Genomic DNA, 20,461 nt, shown 5'->3' with positions numbered 1-20,461 from the left:
GGACGGGAAGGGAGATTTTTATACATCGATTATACAAAAAACAAATCTATTTTTTTGATTGATATCTTTCACAATTTCGATTTGCGCATCCGGAAAACGGGACCGGAACAGATCGGCCACCGCTTCCCCCTGCCGGTATCCGATTTCCACGCCGATCAAAGCCGGCCGGTTCAATAAATCCGGCAACGACTCGGCCATTCTTCTGTAGAATTGCAATCCGTCTTCCTCCGCAAAGAGCGCCAGATGCGGTTCATAGTCCAATACGACATCGGACATTTCCCCCGCTTCCTTATAGGCGATGTATGGCGGGTTGGATAAAATGACATCCCACTTTTCCCCCGCAATCGGATCCGTCAAATCTCCCAGGCGGAAATCGATGTCCGCCTTCAAGCTGCGGGCGTTGCGTTTGGCGGTCTCCAGCGCCGCTTCCGAAATATCCGTCGCCGTAACTTTCGCATTCGGCCATTCCAGTTTCATCGTAATCGCAATAATTCCGCTTCCTGTCCCGATATCGGCAATTTTGACTTCCTTGTTTTCACCGAAAATCCGCTTCATCCGCGCAATCGCCCCGACAATCAATTCCTCCGTCTCAGGGCGCGGAATCAACACCGATTCATCAACATGGAAGGTCCTCCCATAAAATTCTTCTTTTCCCGTAATGTACTGGACGGGCTTCCCTTTTGCGTGCTCTTCCGCCATTTGCCGGAACGCCTTCCACTTCTGCTCCGGCATTTTTTCATGAATGCGCATCATCAATCCCGTGTAGTCCGTATCATAGAGGTGCTGCATCAAAATTCTTGCCGCATTGGCGTCACGACCATGTCCGGTTAAAAAAGAAGAAGCCCAGTTCAGGGCCTCCAACACCGTTTTATTCTTGTTCATTTAAATGCGCCAATTTGGAAGCCTGATCTTCCATGATAAGGGCGTCGATGATTTCATCAAGCTTCCCTTCCATGACTTGATCGAGCTTTTGGATCGTCAAGCCGATCCGGTGGTCAGTGACGCGGTTTTGCGGGTAGTTGTATGTGCGGATGCGCTCTGAACGTTCGCCTGTGCCGACCGCGGATTTTCGTGCTGCATCCAATTCTTTTTGTTTTTCCCGGTTGTAGTAGTCGGCCACGCGGGCACGAAGGACTCTCAATGCTTTTTCGCGGTTTTTGATTTGGGAGCGTTCATCTTGCATGGAAACGACAATCCCGGTTGGAATGTGCGTCATGCGGACGGCGGACATTGTCGTGTTGACGTGCTGCCCGCCTGCTCCCGATGCGGCGAATGTGTCCACGCGGATATCTTTTTCATTGATTTCGATTTCCACATCTTCCACTTCCGGCAATACGGCCACTGTGGCAGTGGATGTGTGGATGCGGCCCTGCGATTCCGTTTGCGGCACTCGCTGCACGCGGTGGGCGCCGTTTTCGAATTTTAATTTGGAGTATGCGCCATGGCCATTGATCATGAAGATGATTTCTTTGTATCCGCCGCTTGAGCTTGGGGAAGCTTCCAATACTTCGACCTTCCAGCCTTTGGATTCCGCATAGCGGGTATACATGCGGAAAAGGTCCCCGGCGAAAATGTTGGCTTCGTCTCCTCCGGCAGCCCCGCGGATTTCCATGATGACGTTTTTGTCATCGTTCGGATCTTTCGGAAGGAGAAGGATTTTTAAGCGTTGTTCCAATTCTTCGATTTTATCTTTTAAGGCGCTGAATTCTTCTTTCGCCAGTTCGTACATTTCAGGATCGAGCTTTTCTTCGAGCATTTCCCGCGTTTGTTCCAATTCTTCTTTTGTTTTTTTGTACTCGCGGTAGACTTCCACCGTTTCCTGGAGGTCCGCTTGTTCTTTGGAGTATTGGCGAAGTTTTTTCGGATCGTTGACGATTTCCGGATCGCTCAGCAATTCGTTCAAACGCTCGTAGCGATCTTCCACTGCCTGCAGTTTATCAAACATGTCGTTCACCTCGTTTGTTGTTCGGTTTATAGGAAAAGGCCAGCGCCATGAATTTCTTCGACTTTATTAGTATAAAGAAAATGCACATGATGTGCTACTGGTTCGGGAATTTTGATGCTGAATTGTGCGGTAATCTGCTTGCTGGCGCGAAGAAAGCGTCTGCCTAGGCATAAAAATCCATCCCGCATCGGGCACTTATGCACTGCTATTGGTACATAGAGTCTCCCCTCGGGCATTTATGAACCTATCTTGGGCACATAGAGCCTCCTCTCGGGCACTTATGCTTCCTCCTTGGGCGCATAGAGCCTCCTCTCGGGCACTTATGCTTCCTCCTTGGGCGCATAGAGCCTCCTCTCGGGCACTTATGCTTCCTCCTTGGGCGCATAGAGCCTCCTCTCGGGCACTTATGCACTCTTCTTGGGCACTTATAACCCCAACTTGCGCACTTAGCGCCTCCTCTCGGGCACTGAACCCTTCCTCTCGCGCTCATAAAGCCCCTGCCGGCCACTTCAATACCCTACTCGTGCACTTAAACCCGCTGCTTGCGCACTCAGCCCCGCACACAAAAATTTCCCCGCGCAATCCCCTTTACAACGGCGGATTGGCATGGCATTTCCGGCATACCGGGTAGTATGTATCGTTTCCTCCAATTTGAATCTGATCTCCGGTGTAAACCGGTTTGCCGTTTTCATCAATCCTCAGGTTCATCGTCGCCTTTTTATGGCAGAACCAGCAAATCGTTTTCATTTCCTCGATTTTATCCGCATAAAGGAGCATGTATTTACTGCCTTCGAACAGTTCATTGCGGAAGTCGTTCTTGAGCCCGAAGCCCATCACCGGAATGTCCAGCTCGTCCACGATTCTCGTCAATTGCAGGACATGGTGCTTCTTCAAAAATTGGACTTCATCCACGAGCACGCAAAACAATCTTTCCGGATAACTTTTCACCACTTCAAACATATCCGTGTCGTCATAAACGGGAATCGCTTTCCGGCGCATGCCGATGCGGCTTGAAATATAGCCGACTTCATCCCGGTCGTCGATGGCAGAAGTAAACATCAGCACCGGTTTATTCTGCTCTTCATAATTATGTGCAACTTTCAGAATTTCAAAGGATTTTCCGCTGTTCATTGCCCCATATTTGAAAAATAATTGCGCCATCGTTCTCCCTCTTTTTGCCCTTTTTTATAATGAAAAATGAGATTTTGCTCAAAAGGATTTTTGCCCCGTTAACATCAAAAGGAAAATTCTACTCAAAAAAATGCCTGCCAACAATCATGGCAGGCATTTTTACTGTTCTTATTTGAGACCGTATTTTTTGTTGAAACGATCCACACGGCCGGCTGCAGCCGCGAATTTTTGACGTCCAGTGTAGAATGGATGGCATTCGTTGCAAACCTCAACGCGAATGTCTTTTTTCACTGAACCTACTTGGAAAGTGTTGCCACATGAGCAAGTAACTGTTGCGATATGGTATTCTGGATGAATTCCTTGTTTCATATTCGTTTACCTCCTGCCCTGAACCATTATTCTGGAACAGAGTTAATTTTTAATCTCGTACTGTGCCTTACATAACCCGAATACGCCAGTTACATATGCACACGTAACATACTCGGATATCATAACATACTCTTGCTGAAGTTTCAAGCAATCCTATAAAGGATTTTGCATTGACAATCAATGAAAACGGTTGCTGCGCGCCAAACCATGCACAACTGGCCAATCTATTTTGAAAGTCCGCTGAGCTGAAGTTCGGAGCTGTTCTTCGATGTCTGTCCAATCTATGAATCTATTGAAAGCCCGTCACGGATTGCCCGCAAATTACAGCAATCCTTTTCCTTTGGTCGCCTTTTTCATTTCTTCGTTCAGCAATTCAAAAAATTCTTCGTTGGACTCTGTGGAGGCCAGTTTTTTCAAGAAACGTTCCGTAAAGTCCGGGGCGTCGGTGAAAGTTTTCCGGATTGCCCAAAGTTTGTCCAGCTGCTCCGGCGGAATCAACAATTCTTCTTTGCGCGTTCCGGACCGGCGGATATCCAATGCAGGGAAAATCCGGCGTTCCGCAAGATTCCGGTCCAAATGCAACTCCATATTTCCTGTCCCTTTGAATTCCTCATAAATCACATCGTCCATGCGGGAACCCGTGTCGATCAGGGCCGTTGCCAAAATCGTCAAGCTGCCGCCTTCCTCAATATTGCGGGCGGAGCCGAAAAAACGTTTTGGCCGGTGGAAAGCCGCCGGGTCGATACCGCCGGACAATGTTCTTCCGCTTGGCGGAATGACCAGGTTATAGGCGCGGGCAAGCCGCGTGATGGAATCCATCAAAATAATGACATCCCGCTTATGTTCAACGAGGCGGCGGGCACGTTCCAATACCAATTCCGCCACTTTCACGTGGTTTTCCGGCAATTCGTCGAAGGTCGAACTCACCACATCCGCTTTGACGGAACGCTCGATATCCGTCACTTCTTCCGGACGTTCATCGATCAACAGCACAATCAGTTCCGCCTGCGGATAGTTCGTCGTAATGGCGTTGGCAATTTCCTTCAACAGCGTCGTTTTCCCCGCTTTTGGCGGCGCCACAATTAACCCCCGTTGGCCAAAACCGATAGGCGCAATCAAATCGATGACTCTTGTTGATAACTTATCGGGTGTTGTTTCGAGCTTGATTTGCCGGTTTGGATAGAGTGGAGTCAATGCTGGGAAGTGAACGCGTTCTTTTGCAACTTCCGGGTCTTCTCCGTTGACCGCGTCAACTTGGAGCAGTCCGTAATAACGTTCGTTCTCTTTAGGCGGGCGGACTTTACCGGAAACTTTGTCGCCGTTTCTAAGGTCAAATCGGCGAATTTGGGAAGCAGAGATATAGATGTCTTCTTTGGAAGGGGAATAGTTGATTGGCCGGAGGAATCCGAATCCTTCCGAGTTGACGATTTCCAGGATCCCTTCCATGAAGAAGTAGCCTTCCTGTTCCGATCGGGATTTTAAGATGGCAAAGATCAATTCTTTTTTCGTCAGTTTGCTATAATAGGAAATCTTATATTCCCTTGCAAGACTATATAATTCCTTCAATGTCATGTTTTCCAATTGAGCAATCGTTAGCGTCATAGCATTACTCCAGTCTTTATAAAATTTTTATATCAGGATGAACTTCTGTTTTGTCAGGGTTTTGGAAAATGAAAACGGTGAGAATTTTGGAAGGGTGGGAGATGCCCGATATATATTTTAAGATATATGACCGGACATCTCAAATTGTGAAGATTGGATTATTTCAGATATCTTGGTTTTTTGAGCATGTTGTGGCGGCCTTCGATGAAGCGGACTGTACCTGTTTTTGCGCGCATCACCACGGAATTGGTCAAGCAGTAATCGCCTTTGAATTGAACGCCTTTCATCAATTCGCTGTCCGTTACGGCTGTCGCGGCAAAGATGGCATCGTCCCCTTTTACGAGATCGTCCAAGTATAAGACTTTGGAAAGGTCGATGCCCATTTCTTCGCAGCGTTTGATCTCTTCGTCGTTGTATGGCACCAGTCTGCCTTGGAAATCTCCTCCGAGGCATTTCAATGCGACAGCGGCAAGAACGCCTTCCGGAGCTCCTCCGATTCCGAACATAATGTCGATGCCCGTTTCGTCAAAAGCGGTGCTGATGGCAGCACTTACGTCTCCGTCCTGGATGAATTTGATGCGGGCACCGGCAGCGCGGATTTCATCCACGATTTTTTGGTGGCGGGGTCTGTCTAGGATGATGGCTACCACGTCCGAAACAGCTTTATTTTTTGCTTCCGCGACGGCTTTCAGGTTTTCCGTCACCGATTTGTTGATGTCGATTTTTCCTTTGCTTTCAGGACCCACCGCGATTTTTTCCATATACATATCCGGCGCATGCAATAAATTCCCCCGGTCCGCGATGGCCACGACCGTCAACGCGCCATGGCCTCCCTTTGCCACGATGTTCGTTCCTTCCAAAGGGTCCACGGCGATGTCCACTTCCGGACCGCCGTTGCGAAGGCCGAGCTCTTCTCCAATGTAGAGCATTGGGGCTTCGTCCATTTCCCCTTCGCCGATGACTACCCGGCCGTGCATAGGGATTGTATCAAACAATGCGCGCATCGCTTTCGTTGCCGCATCATCCGCCTCGTATTTCAAGCCGAGCCCCATCCATTTTGCGGATTCAATTGCTGCCGCTTCAGTAACACGAACTAATTCTAAAGTCAGACTACGTTCCATTCTATTATGTTCCTCCTACCATTACAAATACCGATACTTCCGATTACTAAACTATTTTACCATAGATTCGAATTTTACTCAGCCCTTTCCAAGGCGCTGGCCGTTATCGATTCTTTCCAAATATCCGCCCCGAGGCTCCGCAGTTTTTCGACAAAGTGGCTGTAGCCTCTTTCGATATGGTAGATATCATGGATTTCCGTTTCCCCTTCGGCAAGGAGTCCTGCAAGCACCAAAGCGGCGCCAGCCCGGAGATCGGTCGCGCGTACCTTTGAGCCGTGCAATTTGGTTGGTCCCAGGATGATGGCCGTATTGCCTTCCACCCGCGCATTGGCGTTCATGCGTCTTAACTCATCAATATGCTTGAACCGGGATGTGTAGATCGTTTCCGTAATTTTCGAAGCACCGATTGCTTGCGTCATCAATACGGAGAGGGGTTGTTGAACATCTGTGGGGAACCCTGGATAAACAAGCGTTTTGACATCGACCGCCTGCAAAATATCCGTTTTCGGAATGAAGATGCTCTCTTCTCCTTCTTCGACTTTCACGCCCATTTCGCGCAATTTTGCCGTGACCGCTTCCAAATGGAGAGGAATGATGTTGTCGATTGTGACGCCATCTCCCAATGCTGCTGCCATGATCATGAATGTCGCTGCTTCGATCCGGTCCGGGATGATGACATGATTGGTGCCATGAAGTTCATCGACACCTTCGATCCGGATGACACTTGTTCCGGCCCCTTTAATGTTCGCCCCCATGTTTGTGAGCAGCGTTGCCACGTCGATGATTTCCGGTTCTTTTGCGGCATTTTCGATAATCGTTCTCCCTTTTGCCCGCACGGCGGCAAGCATGATGTTGATCGTCGCCCCGACGCTGGCGACATCCAGGTAGATTTTCGCTCCTCTCAATTCTTCCGCTCTCAAGTAAATAGCGCCGTGTTCATTGGTCACTGTCGCTCCCAGCGCTTCAAACCCTTTGATATGCTGGTCAATTGGCCGGGGACCCAAAAAGCATCCTCCCGGCAATCCGATGACCGCTTTCTTGAACCGCCCCAGCATGGCACCCATGAGGTAATAGGAGGCACGAAGTTTTTTCACATTCCCGTTTGGCAACGGAATCGGCATCATATTTCTCGGATCAATCGTCATTTGTCCATTTTCGAAAACCACTTCCCCGCCTATTTCCTCCAGCAGGGCTTTTAACGTAAAAGCATCGGAGATTTCGGGAATCCCGCCGATGGTCACCGGCGAATTGGCCAGAATGGAAGCGGGAATTAATGCTACAGCGCTATTTTTCGCTCCGCTGATTTTGACTGTTCCTTTTAATCGATTTCCGCCAATAATTTTATAAACATCCATACGCGTTCTCCCTCGTAATTGGAAAGTTTCCTTTATTATTGTCTGTTTTCCACTTAAATACGCATCTGAAAAAACATTCATTAACAATAGTTTATTTCGGTCCTTCAAAAATTGATAGCATTTTGTCTTATCTTTAGTTTTTTCTGTCCTCCAAGGAAACTAAACAAGGTCTTGCCAATTTTCTTAATTATTTATTTTGGCGTTTTTCCCAATCGGCCAAAAACTGCTGGATGCCTTTGTCCGTCAATGGATGGTTGAACATTTGCTTCAATACTTTAAATGGAACTGTGGCAATATCGGCTCCGGCCAAAGCGACGTCTACCACGTGCTGCGGATGGCGAATGGATGCTGCGATGATTTCCGTTTCGATCTGGTGGATATCAAAGATTTGCGCGATTTGCGAAATGAGTTCGACGCCGTTTTGACCGATATCATCTAAACGGCCAACGAAGGGAGAAACGTACGTCGCGCCTGCGCGGGCTGCCAAAAGGGCCTGGTTGGCGCTGAAAACCAATGTGACATTCGTTTTGATGCCCTTTTCGGACAAAAATTTGCATGCTTTCAATCCTTCCGGCGTCATCGGAAGTTTCACCGTAATGTTCGGCGCAATTTGCGAAAGTTCCAGCCCTTCCCGGATCATGCCTTCCGCATCGAGGGAAATGACTTCCCCGCTGACAGATCCGTCCACGAGTTCCGCGATTTCACGGAGCCGGTCATGGAAGGAAATGCCTTCTTCCTTTGCCACCAACGAAGGGTTGGTCGTTACTCCCGACAGGATTCCCCAAGAGTGCGCCTCTTTAATTTCCTCGAAATTCGCCGTATCGATAAACAGTTTCATTAAATGCCCTCCCCTTTATTGCATTAAAAATGAAGAGAAGGTCGTTCCATATCGACACTTCTCTTTTGCCCATTTCGAAGTGAAGTTTTCTGTCATTACAGTCTATACTAGACATTTATTTGAGGAAAATAAACAATGAATTCGGACTATTTTTTTGCTAAATCTCGAACGCTTTTTACTTTTTTCGCCTTCAGCCGGAACGGAAAAGTGGATTCCCTTCATTAACAGAACTGCGGGATCCGCCAGCCGGATGGATCAACACCGTTTCCGTGCAAGCCGGCGAATCCGCCCGCTCCGGTTCCGGATGCGCCGATTATTCGAACGCTTTATTGGAGCTTCCGAATTCGCGGATTTTTCCGATCACTGTTTGTTTGATGGCTTCGCGGCCAGGACCCAAGTATTTGCGTGGGTCATACAATTTCGGATCGTTTTCAAGGATTTCACGGACCACTTTTGTCATGGCGATTTGGTTTTCAGTGTTTACATTGATTTTTGCCGTACCTAAAGAAATCGCGCGTTGGATGTCTTTTGTCGGGATGCCTGTTCCGCCGTGAAGAACAAGTGGAAGCCCTGTCAAGTTGGAGATTTCCTCCATCTCTTTGAAACCAAGTTTTGGTTCGCCTTTGTAAGGACCGTGTACGGAACCTAATGCAGGCGCCAGGCAGTCGATGCCAGTGAGTTCGGCCAATTGTTTGCATTCTTGAGGGTCGGCGTAAATGATGCCTTGTCCTACGACATCGTCTTCTTGTCCGCCCACGATGCCGAGTTCAGCTTCCACGGAAACGCCTTTTGAATGGGCATATTCCACTACTTTTTTCGTGATTTCAACGTTTTCTTCGAATGGTTTGTGGGATGCGTCGATCATTACGGAAGTGAAACCTGCGTCAACGGCTTCTTTGCATTTTTCGAAGCTGGAACCGTGGTCCAGGTGGATTGCGACAGGAACGGTGATGTTGTAGCTTTCCATTAAACCTTTTACCATATGAACTACCGCAACAAATCCACCCATATATTTTCCTGCGCCTTCAGAAACTCCGAGAATCACCGGAGATTTTTCTTCTTCGGCCGCTTGCAAAATCGCCTGTGTAAACTCAAGGTTGTTGATATTGAATTGACCAACCGCATACTTTCCTTCTTTGGCTTTAATCAGCATTTCCTTCATTGATACTAGTGGCATTATTCAAATCCTCCTCAGGATGGTTAATTAACTTTTTCCGTAATAATAGTACCAAATTCAACTATTACCCACAAGTAGGCAGCGGACGGGCGATGACGGAGGATCGGGAACCGTCCTTGCCTTCCGATCCAATTATTTCTTCCTTTTCCCAAATTATGCTCTCCTCAGCAAGAATAATCTTTGACGGAAAGAAGGATACTTTTAAAGAAAATAAATGATTGAACCGGACGCGGTCCTGCCCGGCATTCAAATGATAGAAAGGGAGATGTTCCATGAAATTCAACAAGCCAAGCCTGCTCTTTGCCTCTTTATTGTTCAGCGGCGCCATGCTGGCCGCCTGCGTAGCTGACGATACGCCGAAATCCGTTTCCAAAGATGATGAAGCCCAGGAAACGGGTGAAAAACAAGGGCAACAGGAAGAAACAAAAACGAATTTCAAAGTCGGCGAAAAAGTTCAGATCGGTGAAGCCGCTTTGACCGTAACCAAGGTGGATAAAACTTCCGGGAACGCAGCCGACCAGTCCGCTTCCGGCAAAGAATATATCATCGTGCATGTGGAAATCGAAAATGTCGGAAGCGAAAAGATTTCCTACAACCCTTCCGACTTTTCCATACAGGACAGCCAAGGACAGGAGATTGAGACAACCTCTGCGTCCATTGACCCGGATACGGCCTTGGAAAGCGGCGAGCTGGGTCCGGGCGAAAAAAGGGCGGGAACGGTCGCCTTTGAACAGCCTGCCGGGGATGGTGAACTGACATTGATTTACAATCCTGAATTCTGGAGCGAAGATGAAGTCAAAATTCATCTTGAATAGCCCTGAAAATCGAACTTCAATAGGCTATGCATCCCGGAATAAACGGGCCGCTCCAAAGAAAATGCCGCCCCAACATGTTGGAACGGCCCTAGTCGGATAAAACATTGTTTCGGTTCAACCATTCTAAAACGGTGTTTTTCAACTCCAACACATTGAAAGGTTTTGTAAAATAATGATCCGCACCGAAACCATTCTCCTGTCCGATCTCTTCATATGCGGTCATCATAAACACCGGCATGTCCGGATAAAGCGTTTTCATCCGCTTCAGCAATTCCCGGCCATCCATCCCCGGCAGCTTCATGTCCAAAAGCACGCAGTCCATCTTTGCCTTCTCCAGCAATTGCAGCGCTTCCTGTCCGTTCGATGCCAGGTATGTCTTTACTCCCTCCTTTTTAAAAATTTCATCGAGCAACAAACGAATTCCTCTTTGATCATCGACGATTAGTATTTTTTTCACAATCTTTTCCCCTCAAATAACTACAATTTCCCTTGCTTGGTTACTATTTCCCCCATCTCCCTCATCATAAACCTCATTTTTGGTTCGCGCCAAAAAAATGGGCATTTTTTCCTCCTGACGGTCCCTTTTGCATTTCAGCAAACCGGCCATTATAATTGGGATGAGGTGGAAATATGTCAAAAATACTTGCTACTCAATTAACCGGATTATTCCAAAAAATTGCGCAAATCGAAGAAGATTCCATCGAAGAAACGGCACGGCTTCTTGCCCAGGCCGGCATCGGGGAAGGAAAAGTGTATTTTGCGTGCTTTGATGAACTGCAGGCAATCGAATTCTACGCATTGACGGGCCAGGAACCGTTCAGGAAGCTCGCCGAATGGACGCCGGATGTGGAAATCCATGAAACGGACCGGGTGCTGATTTTCGCAAAGAGCTGCCATCATCCGGAAGCCCTGCGGCTGGCCAAAACCTTATACGGGCGGTTCATTCCTTTTGCGGCAGTTGCCGCTGAAGCGCCGGGCGATGAAAATGAATTGAGCGATCTTGCGTATACGTATGTCTCCATGCATGTACGCGGCGGATTGATCCCCCATCCGGTGAAATTGGGCGAACGGGCGGTTGTCCCACATCTGCACGCCGGGCTTTTTATATATGAAGCCATCAAGCTTGTCTACGATGAAATCATGGAAGATGAAATTTAACCTTTATTCTTCGAGTATATTATTTTATATCCGGGCAATAGTATATTAAAATAATATCGAAAGCGTTAGACATCCGCTTTTATCTTTTTGCCCATCCTCCATCATCACCATAAGAGCGAATAGGGAGAACCCTCCCCATTCGCTCTTTATCTTTTTTGCGGCAAAATGGCCGATCGAACGCTTTCTTTTTTCAAAATAAAAAAGCGGCACAGACGCCTTTTGGCTGTGCCGCTTTTTCTTTTCTTCCAGGCAAATTCCGATTTCCTTGATTGAAGGATTTCCGCAAAATTCCGTTATTGATGTTTGCGGTTTTTGAACGCCGCTCCGACAAACTCGCGGAAAAGCGGTTGCGGACGCTGAGGGCGCGATACGAACTCAGGATGGAACTGGCATCCCAAGAAGAATTTTTTCTCCGGCAATTCGATGATTTCCACCAGGCGGTTGTCGGGGCTTGTACCGGAGAAGACGAGCCCTTCCGCTTCCATCGCTTCGCGGAATTCGTTGTTGAATTCATAGCGGTGGCGATGGCGTTCATAGATCAGCTCGCTCTGATAAGCCTGTTGGGCGCGGGATCCTTTCAGCAATTTGCATGGATATAGACCTAAGCGCAATGTGCCGCCCAAATCCATATCTTCTTTTTGGTCCGGCAGCAAATCGATGATTGGATATGACGTGTCTTTGTCGATTTCCGTTGTATGCGCCCCTTTTAATCCGAGCACGTTGCGGGCATACTCGATCGCCATCAGCTGCATGCCCAGGCAGATGCCGAGGAACGGGATGTCGTTCTCGCGGGCATATTTGATGGCCGTAATTTTCCCTTCCGTGCCGCGGTTTCCGAATCCGCCCGGCACAAGGATTCCGTCCGCGTCCTTCAAGATTTCATGCACATTTTCTTCCGTAATCTCTTCCGCGTTCACCCAGTCGATGCAAATATCCGAATCGTACACGTATCCCGCGTGTTTCAGCGCTTCCACCACGGAAATGTAGGCATCCTGCAATTCCACATATTTGCCGACAAGGGCGATGCGCGTTTTATATTTCAAGTTTTTCACTTTATGCACAAGTTCTTTCCAGTCGGACATGTCCGCTTCCGGCGCTTCGATGCCGAAGTACTCGAGCACGATATCGTCCAAATCCTGCGCATGCAAATTCAACGGCACTTCATATAAATGCTCCACATCGCGGGACTCGATGATGTTGCGTTTTGCGACATCGCAGAACAGCGCCAATTTTTCTTTCATTTCATCGGAAACCGGAAGCTCCGTGCGCACCACGATGATGTTCGGCTGAATCCCCAATGAGCGCAATTCCTTTACGGAGTGCTGCGTCGGTTTTGTTTTCAATTCACCGGCCGCGCGGATATAAGGGATCAACGTACAATGGATATACATGACATTTTCCGCGCCCAAATCGGATTTCATTTGGCGGATGGCTTCCAGGAACGGAAGGCCTTCGATATCCCCTACCGTTCCGCCTACTTCCGTAATGACGATGTCCGCATTCGTTTCTTTGCCGGCCCGTTGGATGCGTTCCTTGATTTCATTTGTCACGTGCGGAATGACTTGCACCGTTTTTCCCTGATAGTCGCCACGGCGCTCTTTCGCAAGCACTGTTTGATAAATTTTTCCGGAAGTCACTGTCGAATGTTTGCCAAGGTTGATATCGATGAAACGTTCATAGTGGCCCAAGTCCAAATCCGCTTCCGCGCCGTCATCCGTCACGAATACTTCCCCATGCTGATAAGGGCTCATCGTACCGGGATCTATGTTCAAATATGGATCAAATTTTTGAATCGTCACTTGCAATCCGCGATTTTTCAACAACCGGCCCAGCGATGCAGCAACGATCCCTTTTCCCAAGGACGACACTACTCCACCGGTAACAAAAATGTACTTTGTCATTTGTAAAATTCCTCCTCAAAAAATTTGCACTTTTATCGAATCAAGAAGCTTCTTTGATTCATTGCCGCATGTTTTTCTCTTCCAATCTTGTCCTTCCACTGTTCCCTTTTCATTATTTCCAGGCCTCTATGCAACATTCCCATCCGGAAAAAGGATAAACCCGATTTTTAAGAATGTCTCGGCTCGCATTACGCTTCTCGGCTGAAACATTGCGCAATGAACTTAAGCTTCCTCAGGGTTTAAAAAATAAAAAAACGCTCCTCCTGCAATTTCGCAGGGGGAGCGTGATTGACTCACGTTCATTTCTCCTTCTGAAGGAGCCCAAATAAAAGATTAAACGGAACGGGTCGAGAAGTCAAGGGATTTATATCATTAGATAAAAAATTTACACATTCACAGAAGATTATTGCTCTTCCTCTTCATCCGCTTCTACATCGATCTCGTCTTCATCCATGAGGAATTCTTCATCCTCTTCCAGGATATCATCGTCCACTCCCGGAATATCCGGAAGCTCCTCGTCCAAAGTGCCCAAATCCTCTTCAAATTCATCGACAATATCTTCATCGTAGTCGAGCTCTTCATCCTCTTCGTCAAGGAACTCTTCAAGCTCTTCCTCAAATACAAGATCTTCTTCATCGATGATTTCCTCTTCATCATCAAAGTAGGCAAGTCTCGCTCTGCGTCTGCGGGTTTTGATGGTAGGCGCCGTTTCCTCTTCAACCGTTTCGATTTTATACCATTCGCGAAGCCCCCACATATTGTCGTGGTTCAACAAGAAGCGGCCGTCTACGTTTAAATCCGTAAAGAACTGGACCAGAATATTTTTTACTTCTTCTTCGGAAAGTCCTTTCAATTTCCGGATTTCTTCCAATAATTCAAGGAATGGAATGGCAGTTTTCTTTTCATTCAAAATTGCATATGCAAGATCCACCATTGATTCTTCCGCAATTTGCTCTTGTGTCATTTCACGAATCTCCAACTCGTGCACGCCCTTTCTTTACATACATTGAACATGTTATCCATTATATACAAATCATTGTATACTATGCTAGATTCATTTGTTGTTTTTTATCTTGTAAAATTCTCTGATTGCCATGAAAAATAAATATCCTGACAATAAGAGAAGCGGGACTGCCCCCATTTGTTTGTTATATAGAAAGAAGGTTGCAATGAGACACGATCCAATCACTGCATAATCTGCGTACCGTTTCAATTGCAACCCTCCACTTCTCGCAAAAAACATTATAGCCAATTTTCCTCCAAAATTGATAAAAAATGAAGCACTTTTTTATAAAAAAGAAAAAAATTTCTATAATTCCTCAATGTATGTATAAGCATGAAGGAGAGGCAACGTCCGGAGCCCAAGAACTCCGGGCATTCCCCTCTCCCTTCATCGGCCAAGAAAAAGGAATATATTACGGGATGTATATTAAATATTGTACCGATTTTTTTCGGTTTTGCAAAAAATCCCACTTCGATTACATATTTCTGCGGTATTGGCCGCCCACTTCGTACAACGCTTTCGTGATTTGGCCAAGGCTTGCCACTTTGACCGTCTCCATCAATTCTTCAAAGATGTTGCCGCCGGACAGGGCCACTTCCTGGAGCCGTTTGAGCGCCTGCTGGGATTTGTCTTTATGGCGTTCCTGGAATGCTCGCAAATTGCGGATTTGCTGTTCTTTCTCCTCCCTGGATGCGCGGGCAACCGGCAGCTTGTCGATCTCTTCGATGGACGCGTTCGGGTTGAGATACGTATTGACGCCGATGATCGGCAGTTCGCCGGAATGTTTCAATTGTTCATAGTACATGGACTCTTCCTGGATTTTGCCGCGCTGATACTGCGTTTCCATCGCGCCGAGCACGCCGCCCCGGTCATTGATTCGCTCAAATTCCTCCAGCACTTTTTGTTCCACAAGATCCGTCAATTCTTCAATGATGAAGGAACCCTGCAACGGGTTTTCGTTTTTGGATAAGCCATGTTCTTTCGTTATGATCAGCTGGATGGCCATCGCCCTTCTCACCGATTCCTCCGTCGGCGTCGTGATGGCTTCATCGTAGGCGTTCGTGTGCAATGAGTTGCAGTTGTCCTGCAGCGCCATCAATGCTTGCAGCGTTGTGCGGATGTCGTTGAAATCGATTTCCTGCGCGTGCAGGCTGCGTCCGGATGTTTGGACGTGGTATTTGAGCTTTTGGCTGCGTTCGTTCGCGCCGTACTTGTCGCGCATCACAATCGCCCAGATGCGGCGCGCCACCCGGCCGATCACCGTATATTCCGGATCGAGGCCGTTGGAGAAGAAGAACGATAAGTTAGGAGCGAAATCGTCGATGTGCATGCCCCGGCTCAAATAGTATTCCACATATGTGAAGCCGTTCGCCAGCGTGAACGCCAATTGGGTGATCGGGTTCGCTCCCGCTTCCGCGATATGGTAGCCGGAGATGGATACGGAATAGTAGTTGCGCATTTTATGTTTGATGAAGTATTCCTGGATATCCCCCATCATGCGCAGCGCAAATTCCGTCGAGAAGATGCACGTGTTTTGGCCCTGGTCTTCTTTCAGGATATCCGCCTGTACCGTTCCGCGCACCACCTGCAATGTTTTTTCTTTCACTTCCGTGAACTCATCCACCGTCAAGATGCGTCCCAATTCTTTCTCTTTCTTCTTCACTTGCTGGTCGATGGCCGTATTCAAAAACATCGCCAGGATGATCGGAGCCGGACCGTTGATCGTCATGGATACGGAAGTGGATGGATCGCATAAATCGAAGCCGTCAAACAGCTTTTTCATATCGTCCAGCGTGCAGACGCTCACGCCGGATTCGCCGATTTTTCCGAAAATGTCCGGACGCTCATCCGGATCTTCCCCGTACAATGTCACGGAATCGAATGCCGTGGATAAACGTTTTGCCGGATCGTCTTTGCATAGATAATGGAACCGTTTGTTTGTGCGTTCCGGCGTCCCTTCTCCCGCGAATTGGCGTTTCGGATCTTCTCCCTGGCGTTTGAACGGGAACACGCCCGCCGTGTACGGGAAGGAACCCGGCACATTTTCTTTGTAAACCCAGCGCAAAATTTCGCCGTAGTCTTTGAACTTCGGCAAGGCCACTTTCGGAATTTTCGTTCCGGATAGAGAAGTCGTCGAGAGCAATGTGCGGATTTCTTTGTCGCGCACCTTTGTCACCATTTCATCTTTGGAGTAGGCCTCCTTCAATTTCTCCCAGTTTTCCAAAATCCGTTTGGACTCAGGCGTCAATTCATTTTTGATGCCTTCCGCCAACGTTTCAAGGGATTTGATGAGGGCTTCATCCGGATTCTTCGCTTTCAGCTCTTTGATGGTGCCTTCGATTTGGTAGAGCCTTGTCGCAAGTTCCGATTGCTGTTCGGCTTTTTTATGGTAATTGCGCACCGTTTCCACGATTTCCCTCAGATAGAACCGGCGGTCATTCGGAATGATGACATCCTGCTTCTCCGTTTTGGACACGATTTCATAGGATGTTTTCCAATTGTAGCCGAATTTTTCGTTGATTTTCTTGACAAGGGCCGCAAACAAGGCGTTTGTTCCTTTGTCGTTGAATTGGCTGGCGATTGTGCCGTAAACCGGCATGTCATCCAATTTTTTGTCCCATAATCCGTGGGAGCGCTGATATTGCTTCTGCACCTGGCGAAGGGCGTCTTCGGATCCTTTGCGCTCGAATTTGTTGATGGCGATCAAGTCCGCGAAATCGATCATATCGATTTTTTCCAGCTGCGTCGGCGCTCCGAACTCGCTCGTCATCACGTACATGGAAAGATCCGTGTATTTTGTGATTTCCGCATCCCCTTGGCCGATGCCGCTCGTTTCCACGAAGATCAGGTCGAATCCGGCCGCTTTCACCACATCGAGGATGTCGCCGATCGCCGCGGAAAGCTCCGAACGGGAACCGCGCGTCGCCAGGCTTCGCATGTACACCCGCTTGTCGAAAATGGCATTCATGCGGATGCGGTCGCCAAGCAATGCCCCTCCCGTTTTTTGCTTCGTCGGATCGACGGAAATGATGGCAATCCGTTTGTCCGGGAATTCCCGCAAGAATCTGCGGACAAGTTCATCCGTCAAGGAAGATTTTCCGGCTCCCCCCGTGCCTGTGATGCCGACAACCGGCGTGCCTTTCGAACTTTGGCGCGCGCGTTTCAGCATTTCGTCGATTTCAGGGTCGCCGCCGATTTCCGCGGCTGTGATCAGATTCGCCAAGATTTCCGGCCGTTCCGGCGACAATTTTTCAAAGAGCTCCAGGTAGTTTCCTCTTAATGTGGAGAAGTCCGCCCCTTTGAGTTTGACGTTGATCATGCCCTGAAGGCCCAGGCGCATGCCGTCTTCCGGCGAGAAAATGCCGGCGATGCCGTAGTCGTGAAGCTCCTTGATTTCCCGCGGCAGGATCACGCCGCCTCCGCCCCCGTAGATTTTGATGTGGGGCGCCCCTTTTTCTTTCAGCAAATCATACATGTACTTGAAATATTCCATATGTCCGCCCTGGTAGGAGGACACAGCGACCGCTTGCACATCTTCCTGAATCGCCGCATTCACCACTTCTTCCACGGAGCGGTTGTGCCCGAGGTGAATGACCTCCGCGCCGCTTGCCTGAAGAAGTCTGCGGATGATGTTCACCGATACGTCGTGGCCGTCGAAAAGGCTGGATGCCGTCACGAAACGGACATGGTTTTTCGGACGATATACTTCTGTATCCGGTCGTTTCATTTCTGCTGCCGATTGATTTGCCTCTGTTCGAACTTGAACCATATGTCAAACCCCTTTCGTTGAAATGTGAACATAATCCCCCAAAGCCAAATTTTGAAAAACGGATAGAAATTTTCGTATTAGCGTATGGAAATTCCCGAAATCCTGTAACCGGTTGGATCCGGAAAGTTTCTCTTGCGGTCAGCAATTTGATTCGCTCTCCCAATTTTTTGAAAAATCTTAAAACTTTATCAAAAAAATTTTTACCCGCTCTATTTATCTATGAAACATGGACGAAAACTATGAAAACTCTTACAAAATTTTTTCTGAAAATCTCGCAAAAATCTATCTTTATATGTGCAAATGGAACACAGCCGTCTAAGAAACTCCCATTTTCCCCTTTGAATGAATGCAGGTGATAAAACACCGCTTTGCAAACGGAGAGGCCGTTTGCAGCGAGCGGTGTCCAATTTTATTTTTCCTGAAAATGAAGAATCCCTGAGAAAAATAATTTTATTTGCGTTTCAATAAAGTCTTCGATGGTATATTTCTTGTGGAATGCCCATTTCCGGAATGCCCAGCTTTGGCCCTGGACAACGAGATGGTTCGCGGCCAGGTAGATTTCCCGGTCCGTCAGACTGATTTCCCCGGACTTCACGCAGTTGTGGAGGATTTTTTCGAACAGGGAAACCATCTCCAGCTCTTTGGATAATACGTATTGCATCGCCTGCTTCGGCAAGGACTTCGTTTCCTGGTACATGACGGTGAATTCGTCCACCATGCGGTCGATCAAAAGGAAATATTGCCGGATGGCCTTTTCCAATTCTTCGATGGTCCCTTTTTTCGTGGAAATCTCCGATAAACATTCGGTCACTTTGTTGTAAATGTGGTCACATACCAGATAGAGCACGTCTTCCTTGGTGCGGATGTATTCGTATAATGTTCCGATACTGAATCCAGCAGCTTTGGCAATTTCTCTCGTCGTCGCCCGATGAAAGCCTTTTTCTTTGAACAGCTTGACGCCCGCTTCGATGATTTGCTGGCGCCTTAATTCAATCAGGCTCTCATCTTTGACGGACGTTTGTACGACAATTTTCTTCTTGTCGCCCATAGGTTATTTTGCCAACATGCGAGAGATTACAAGTCTTTGGATCTCTTGCGTTCCTTCATAGATTTGCGTGATTTTTGCGTCGCGCATGAAGCGTTCCACCGGATACTCTTTCGTGTAGCCGTATCCGCCAAAGACCTGCACAGCTTCTGTTGTCACTTTCATCGCTGTATCTCCCGCCATCAGTTTTGCCATTGCGCTTGCTTTTCCGTATGGCAAGCCATTGGATTCAAGCCAAGCTGCCTGATAAGTAAGTAGTCTGGATGCTTCTACAGCTGTAGCCATATCCGCCAGTTTGAAAGAGATTCCCTGGTTTGCGATGATCGGTTTTCCGAATTGCTCGCGTTCTTTTGCATATTCTACCGCTGCATCCAACGCACCTTGGGCGATTCCGACCGCCTGGGCCGCAATTCCGTTGCGTCCGCCGTCCAATGTTTGCATGGCGATTTTGAAGCCTTGCCCTTCTTCGCCCAGCAAGTTTTCTTTCGGCACGCGGCAGTTGTCAAAGATGATTTCCGCTGTAGGCGATGAACGGATTCCCATTTTGTCTTCTTTTTTGCCGACTTGGAAGCCCGGGAAGCTTGGTTCGACGATAAATGCGCTTACCCCTCTTGTTCTTGCTTCCGGATTTGTCAACGCAAAGACGATGTAGACATCGGCGATGCCGCCGTTGGTGATGAAGATTTTGGAACCGTTGATGACATATTCGTCCCCGTCAAGGACGGCCGTCGTTCTCATGCCGCCGGCGTCGCTTCCTGAACCCGGTTCAGTCAGGCAGTAGGCGCCGATTTTCTTTCCTTCCGCCATCGGGCGAAGGTATTTTTGTTTTTGTTCTTCCGTACCGAATTTATATACAGGCCAGCCTGCGAGGGATGTGTGCGCGGAAAGGGTTACCCCCGTGGATGCGCATACCCGGGATAATTCTTCCACCGCAATCACATATGCCAGGTAGTCGAATCCTGCTCCTCCGTATTCTTCCGGCCATGGAATGCCCGTCAGGCCGAGTTCCGCCATTTTGTCCCAGATCTCCCGGTCAAAACGCGCTTGTTCGTCGCGTTCCTTTGCTGTTGGAGCTACTTCGTTCAGTGCAAAATCTCTTACCATTTCCCGCAATTGTTGATGTTCATCCGATAGTTGGAAATTCATTGCAAGTCCTCCTTCATTTATTCAATCGGGCGCTGTCCCGCCGGGCGCCGGCCGCTTCAAAAGGTGCCGGCGCTTCGGGAACGCCA

17 protein-coding genes are annotated in these 20,461 nt (G+C 48.1%); 2 read left to right on the top strand and 15 right to left on the bottom strand.

What is annotated here, in order from left to right:
* Window positions 1–18: 18 nt before the first annotated feature.
* From prmC to NST62_RS01555, 9 genes are all read right to left on the bottom strand, one after another.
* Window positions 19–882: a peptide chain release factor N(5)-glutamine methyltransferase gene (prmC, locus tag NST62_RS01595; RefSeq protein WP_342463057.1), complete on the bottom strand. Its 864-nt coding sequence runs from the start codon at window positions 880–882 to the stop codon at window positions 19–21.
* Window positions 869–1,945, bottom strand: coding sequence for a peptide chain release factor 1 (prfA, locus tag NST62_RS01590; protein ID WP_328219800.1), 1,077 nt, complete (start codon window positions 1,943–1,945; stop codon window positions 869–871). The genes prmC and prfA overlap by 14 nt, the downstream gene beginning before the upstream one ends.
* 588 nt (window positions 1,946–2,533) lie before the next feature.
* Entirely contained in the window at window positions 2,534–3,106 is a 573-nt protein-coding gene (locus NST62_RS01585; protein WP_141602172.1) for a thymidine kinase, read from the bottom strand.
* A gap of 138 nt (window positions 3,107–3,244) precedes the next feature.
* Window positions 3,245–3,445, bottom strand: a complete 201-nt coding sequence (gene rpmE, locus NST62_RS01580; protein WP_141602171.1) for a 50S ribosomal protein L31 — start codon at window positions 3,443–3,445, stop codon at window positions 3,245–3,247.
* 321 nt (window positions 3,446–3,766) lie between these two features.
* Entirely contained in the window at window positions 3,767–5,047 is a 1,281-nt protein-coding gene (rho, locus tag NST62_RS01575; RefSeq protein ID WP_141602170.1) for a transcription termination factor Rho, read from the bottom strand.
* Window positions 5,048–5,205: 158 nt separating this feature from the next.
* Complete coding sequence (gene glpX, locus NST62_RS01570) at window positions 5,206–6,168, bottom strand: class II fructose-bisphosphatase (protein WP_141602169.1); 963 nt, start codon at window positions 6,166–6,168, stop codon at window positions 5,206–5,208.
* 74 nt (window positions 6,169–6,242) lie between these two features.
* The gene (locus NST62_RS01565; RefSeq protein WP_141602168.1) at window positions 6,243–7,523 is read right to left on the bottom strand and encodes a UDP-N-acetylglucosamine 1-carboxyvinyltransferase; all 1,281 of its coding nucleotides are present in this window, start codon (window positions 7,521–7,523) and stop codon (window positions 6,243–6,245) included.
* Between the two features lie 187 nt (window positions 7,524–7,710).
* Window positions 7,711–8,361, bottom strand: coding sequence for a fructose-6-phosphate aldolase (fsa, locus tag NST62_RS01560; protein WP_141602167.1), 651 nt, complete (start codon window positions 8,359–8,361; stop codon window positions 7,711–7,713).
* Window positions 8,362–8,674: 313 nt separating this feature from the next.
* Window positions 8,675–9,538 (bottom strand): class II fructose-bisphosphate aldolase, encoded by an 864-nt coding sequence (locus NST62_RS01555; protein WP_141602166.1) that lies wholly within the window; start codon window positions 9,536–9,538, stop codon window positions 8,675–8,677.
* A gap of 272 nt (window positions 9,539–9,810) precedes the next feature.
* Between NST62_RS01555 and NST62_RS01550 the strand changes: the two genes are divergently transcribed.
* Window positions 9,811–10,353 (top strand): DUF4352 domain-containing protein, encoded by a 543-nt coding sequence (locus tag NST62_RS01550; protein ID WP_141602165.1) that lies wholly within the window; start codon window positions 9,811–9,813, stop codon window positions 10,351–10,353.
* An 88-nt stretch (window positions 10,354–10,441) separates the two neighbouring features.
* On the opposite strand, the gene NST62_RS01545 is transcribed toward NST62_RS01550, so the two are convergent.
* Entirely contained in the window at window positions 10,442–10,810 is a 369-nt protein-coding gene (locus tag NST62_RS01545) for a response regulator (RefSeq protein WP_141602164.1), read from the bottom strand.
* A 173-nt stretch (window positions 10,811–10,983) separates the two neighbouring features.
* Here NST62_RS01545 and NST62_RS01540 point away from each other — a divergent pair, with 173 nt between their 5' ends.
* Window positions 10,984–11,511 (top strand): DUF2529 family protein, encoded by a 528-nt coding sequence (locus NST62_RS01540; protein ID WP_141602163.1) that lies wholly within the window; start codon window positions 10,984–10,986, stop codon window positions 11,509–11,511.
* A 293-nt stretch (window positions 11,512–11,804) separates the two neighbouring features.
* Here NST62_RS01540 and NST62_RS01535 read toward each other — a convergent pair whose 3' ends face one another.
* The 5 genes from NST62_RS01535 to NST62_RS01515 form a co-directional block, all read right to left on the bottom strand.
* A complete protein-coding gene (locus tag NST62_RS01535) occupies window positions 11,805–13,412 on the bottom strand; it encodes a CTP synthase (RefSeq protein WP_141602162.1) in 1,608 nt (535 codons plus the stop codon).
* A 403-nt stretch (window positions 13,413–13,815) separates the two neighbouring features.
* Entirely contained in the window at window positions 13,816–14,376 is a 561-nt protein-coding gene (gene rpoE / locus NST62_RS01530) for a DNA-directed RNA polymerase subunit delta (protein ID WP_342463056.1), read from the bottom strand.
* A 514-nt stretch (window positions 14,377–14,890) separates the two neighbouring features.
* Entirely contained in the window at window positions 14,891–18,142 is a 3,252-nt protein-coding gene (icmF, locus tag NST62_RS01525; protein ID WP_328216101.1) for a fused isobutyryl-CoA mutase/GTPase IcmF, read from the bottom strand.
* Between the two features lie 451 nt (window positions 18,143–18,593).
* Window positions 18,594–19,232, bottom strand: coding sequence for a TetR/AcrR family transcriptional regulator (locus tag NST62_RS01520; protein ID WP_141602159.1), 639 nt, complete (start codon window positions 19,230–19,232; stop codon window positions 18,594–18,596).
* A 3-nt stretch (window positions 19,233–19,235) separates the two neighbouring features.
* Complete coding sequence (locus NST62_RS01515; RefSeq protein WP_141602158.1) at window positions 19,236–20,375, bottom strand: acyl-CoA dehydrogenase; 1,140 nt, start codon at window positions 20,373–20,375, stop codon at window positions 19,236–19,238.
* Window positions 20,376–20,461: the final 86 nt, after the last annotated feature.

This window comes from Ureibacillus sp. FSL K6-8385 (genome assembly GCF_038593155.1).
GTDB classification, from domain to species: Bacteria; Bacillota; Bacilli; order Bacillales_A; family Planococcaceae; genus Ureibacillus; species Ureibacillus terrenus.
The sequence above is the reverse complement of the archived record's forward strand: the minus strand, read 5'-3'. Positions and strand labels throughout refer to the sequence as shown.

What these genes read in the sequence shown, in the direction of transcription:
- prmC (WP_342463057.1), bottom strand. Translation starts at nt 882, where the DNA reads ATGAACAAGAATAAAACGGTGTTGGAGGCCCTGAACTGGGCTTCTTCT.
- prfA (WP_328219800.1), bottom strand. Translation starts at nt 1,945, where the DNA reads ATGTTTGATAAACTGCAGGCAGTGGAAGATCGCTACGAGCGTTTGAAC.
- NST62_RS01585 (WP_141602172.1), bottom strand. Translation starts at nt 3,106, where the DNA reads ATGGCGCAATTATTTTTCAAATATGGGGCAATGAACAGCGGAAAATCC.
- rpmE (WP_141602171.1), bottom strand. Translation starts at nt 3,445, where the DNA reads ATGAAACAAGGAATTCATCCAGAATACCATATCGCAACAGTTACTTGC.
- rho (WP_141602170.1), bottom strand. Translation starts at nt 5,047, where the DNA reads ATGACGCTAACGATTGCTCAATTGGAAAACATGACATTGAAGGAATTA.
- glpX (WP_141602169.1), bottom strand. Translation starts at nt 6,168, where the DNA reads ATGGAACGTAGTCTGACTTTAGAATTAGTTCGTGTTACTGAAGCGGCA.
- NST62_RS01565 (WP_141602168.1), bottom strand. Translation starts at nt 7,523, where the DNA reads ATGGATGTTTATAAAATTATTGGCGGAAATCGATTAAAAGGAACAGTC.
- fsa (WP_141602167.1), bottom strand. Translation starts at nt 8,361, where the DNA reads ATGAAACTGTTTATCGATACGGCGAATTTCGAGGAAATTAAAGAGGCG.
- NST62_RS01555 (WP_141602166.1), bottom strand. Translation starts at nt 9,538, where the DNA reads ATGCCACTAGTATCAATGAAGGAAATGCTGATTAAAGCCAAAGAAGGA.
- NST62_RS01550 (WP_141602165.1), top strand. Translation starts at nt 9,811, where the DNA reads ATGAAATTCAACAAGCCAAGCCTGCTCTTTGCCTCTTTATTGTTCAGC.
- NST62_RS01540 (WP_141602163.1), top strand. Translation starts at nt 10,984, where the DNA reads ATGTCAAAAATACTTGCTACTCAATTAACCGGATTATTCCAAAAAATT.
- NST62_RS01535 (WP_141602162.1), bottom strand. Translation starts at nt 13,412, where the DNA reads ATGACAAAGTACATTTTTGTTACCGGTGGAGTAGTGTCGTCCTTGGGA.
- rpoE (WP_342463056.1), bottom strand. Translation starts at nt 14,376, where the DNA reads ATGACACAAGAGCAAATTGCGGAAGAATCAATGGTGGATCTTGCATAT.
- icmF (WP_328216101.1), bottom strand. Translation starts at nt 18,142, where the DNA reads ATGAAACGACCGGATACAGAAGTATATCGTCCGAAAAACCATGTCCGT.
- NST62_RS01520 (WP_141602159.1), bottom strand. Translation starts at nt 19,232, where the DNA reads ATGGGCGACAAGAAGAAAATTGTCGTACAAACGTCCGTCAAAGATGAG.
- NST62_RS01515 (WP_141602158.1), bottom strand. Translation starts at nt 20,375, where the DNA reads ATGAATTTCCAACTATCGGATGAACATCAACAATTGCGGGAAATGGTA.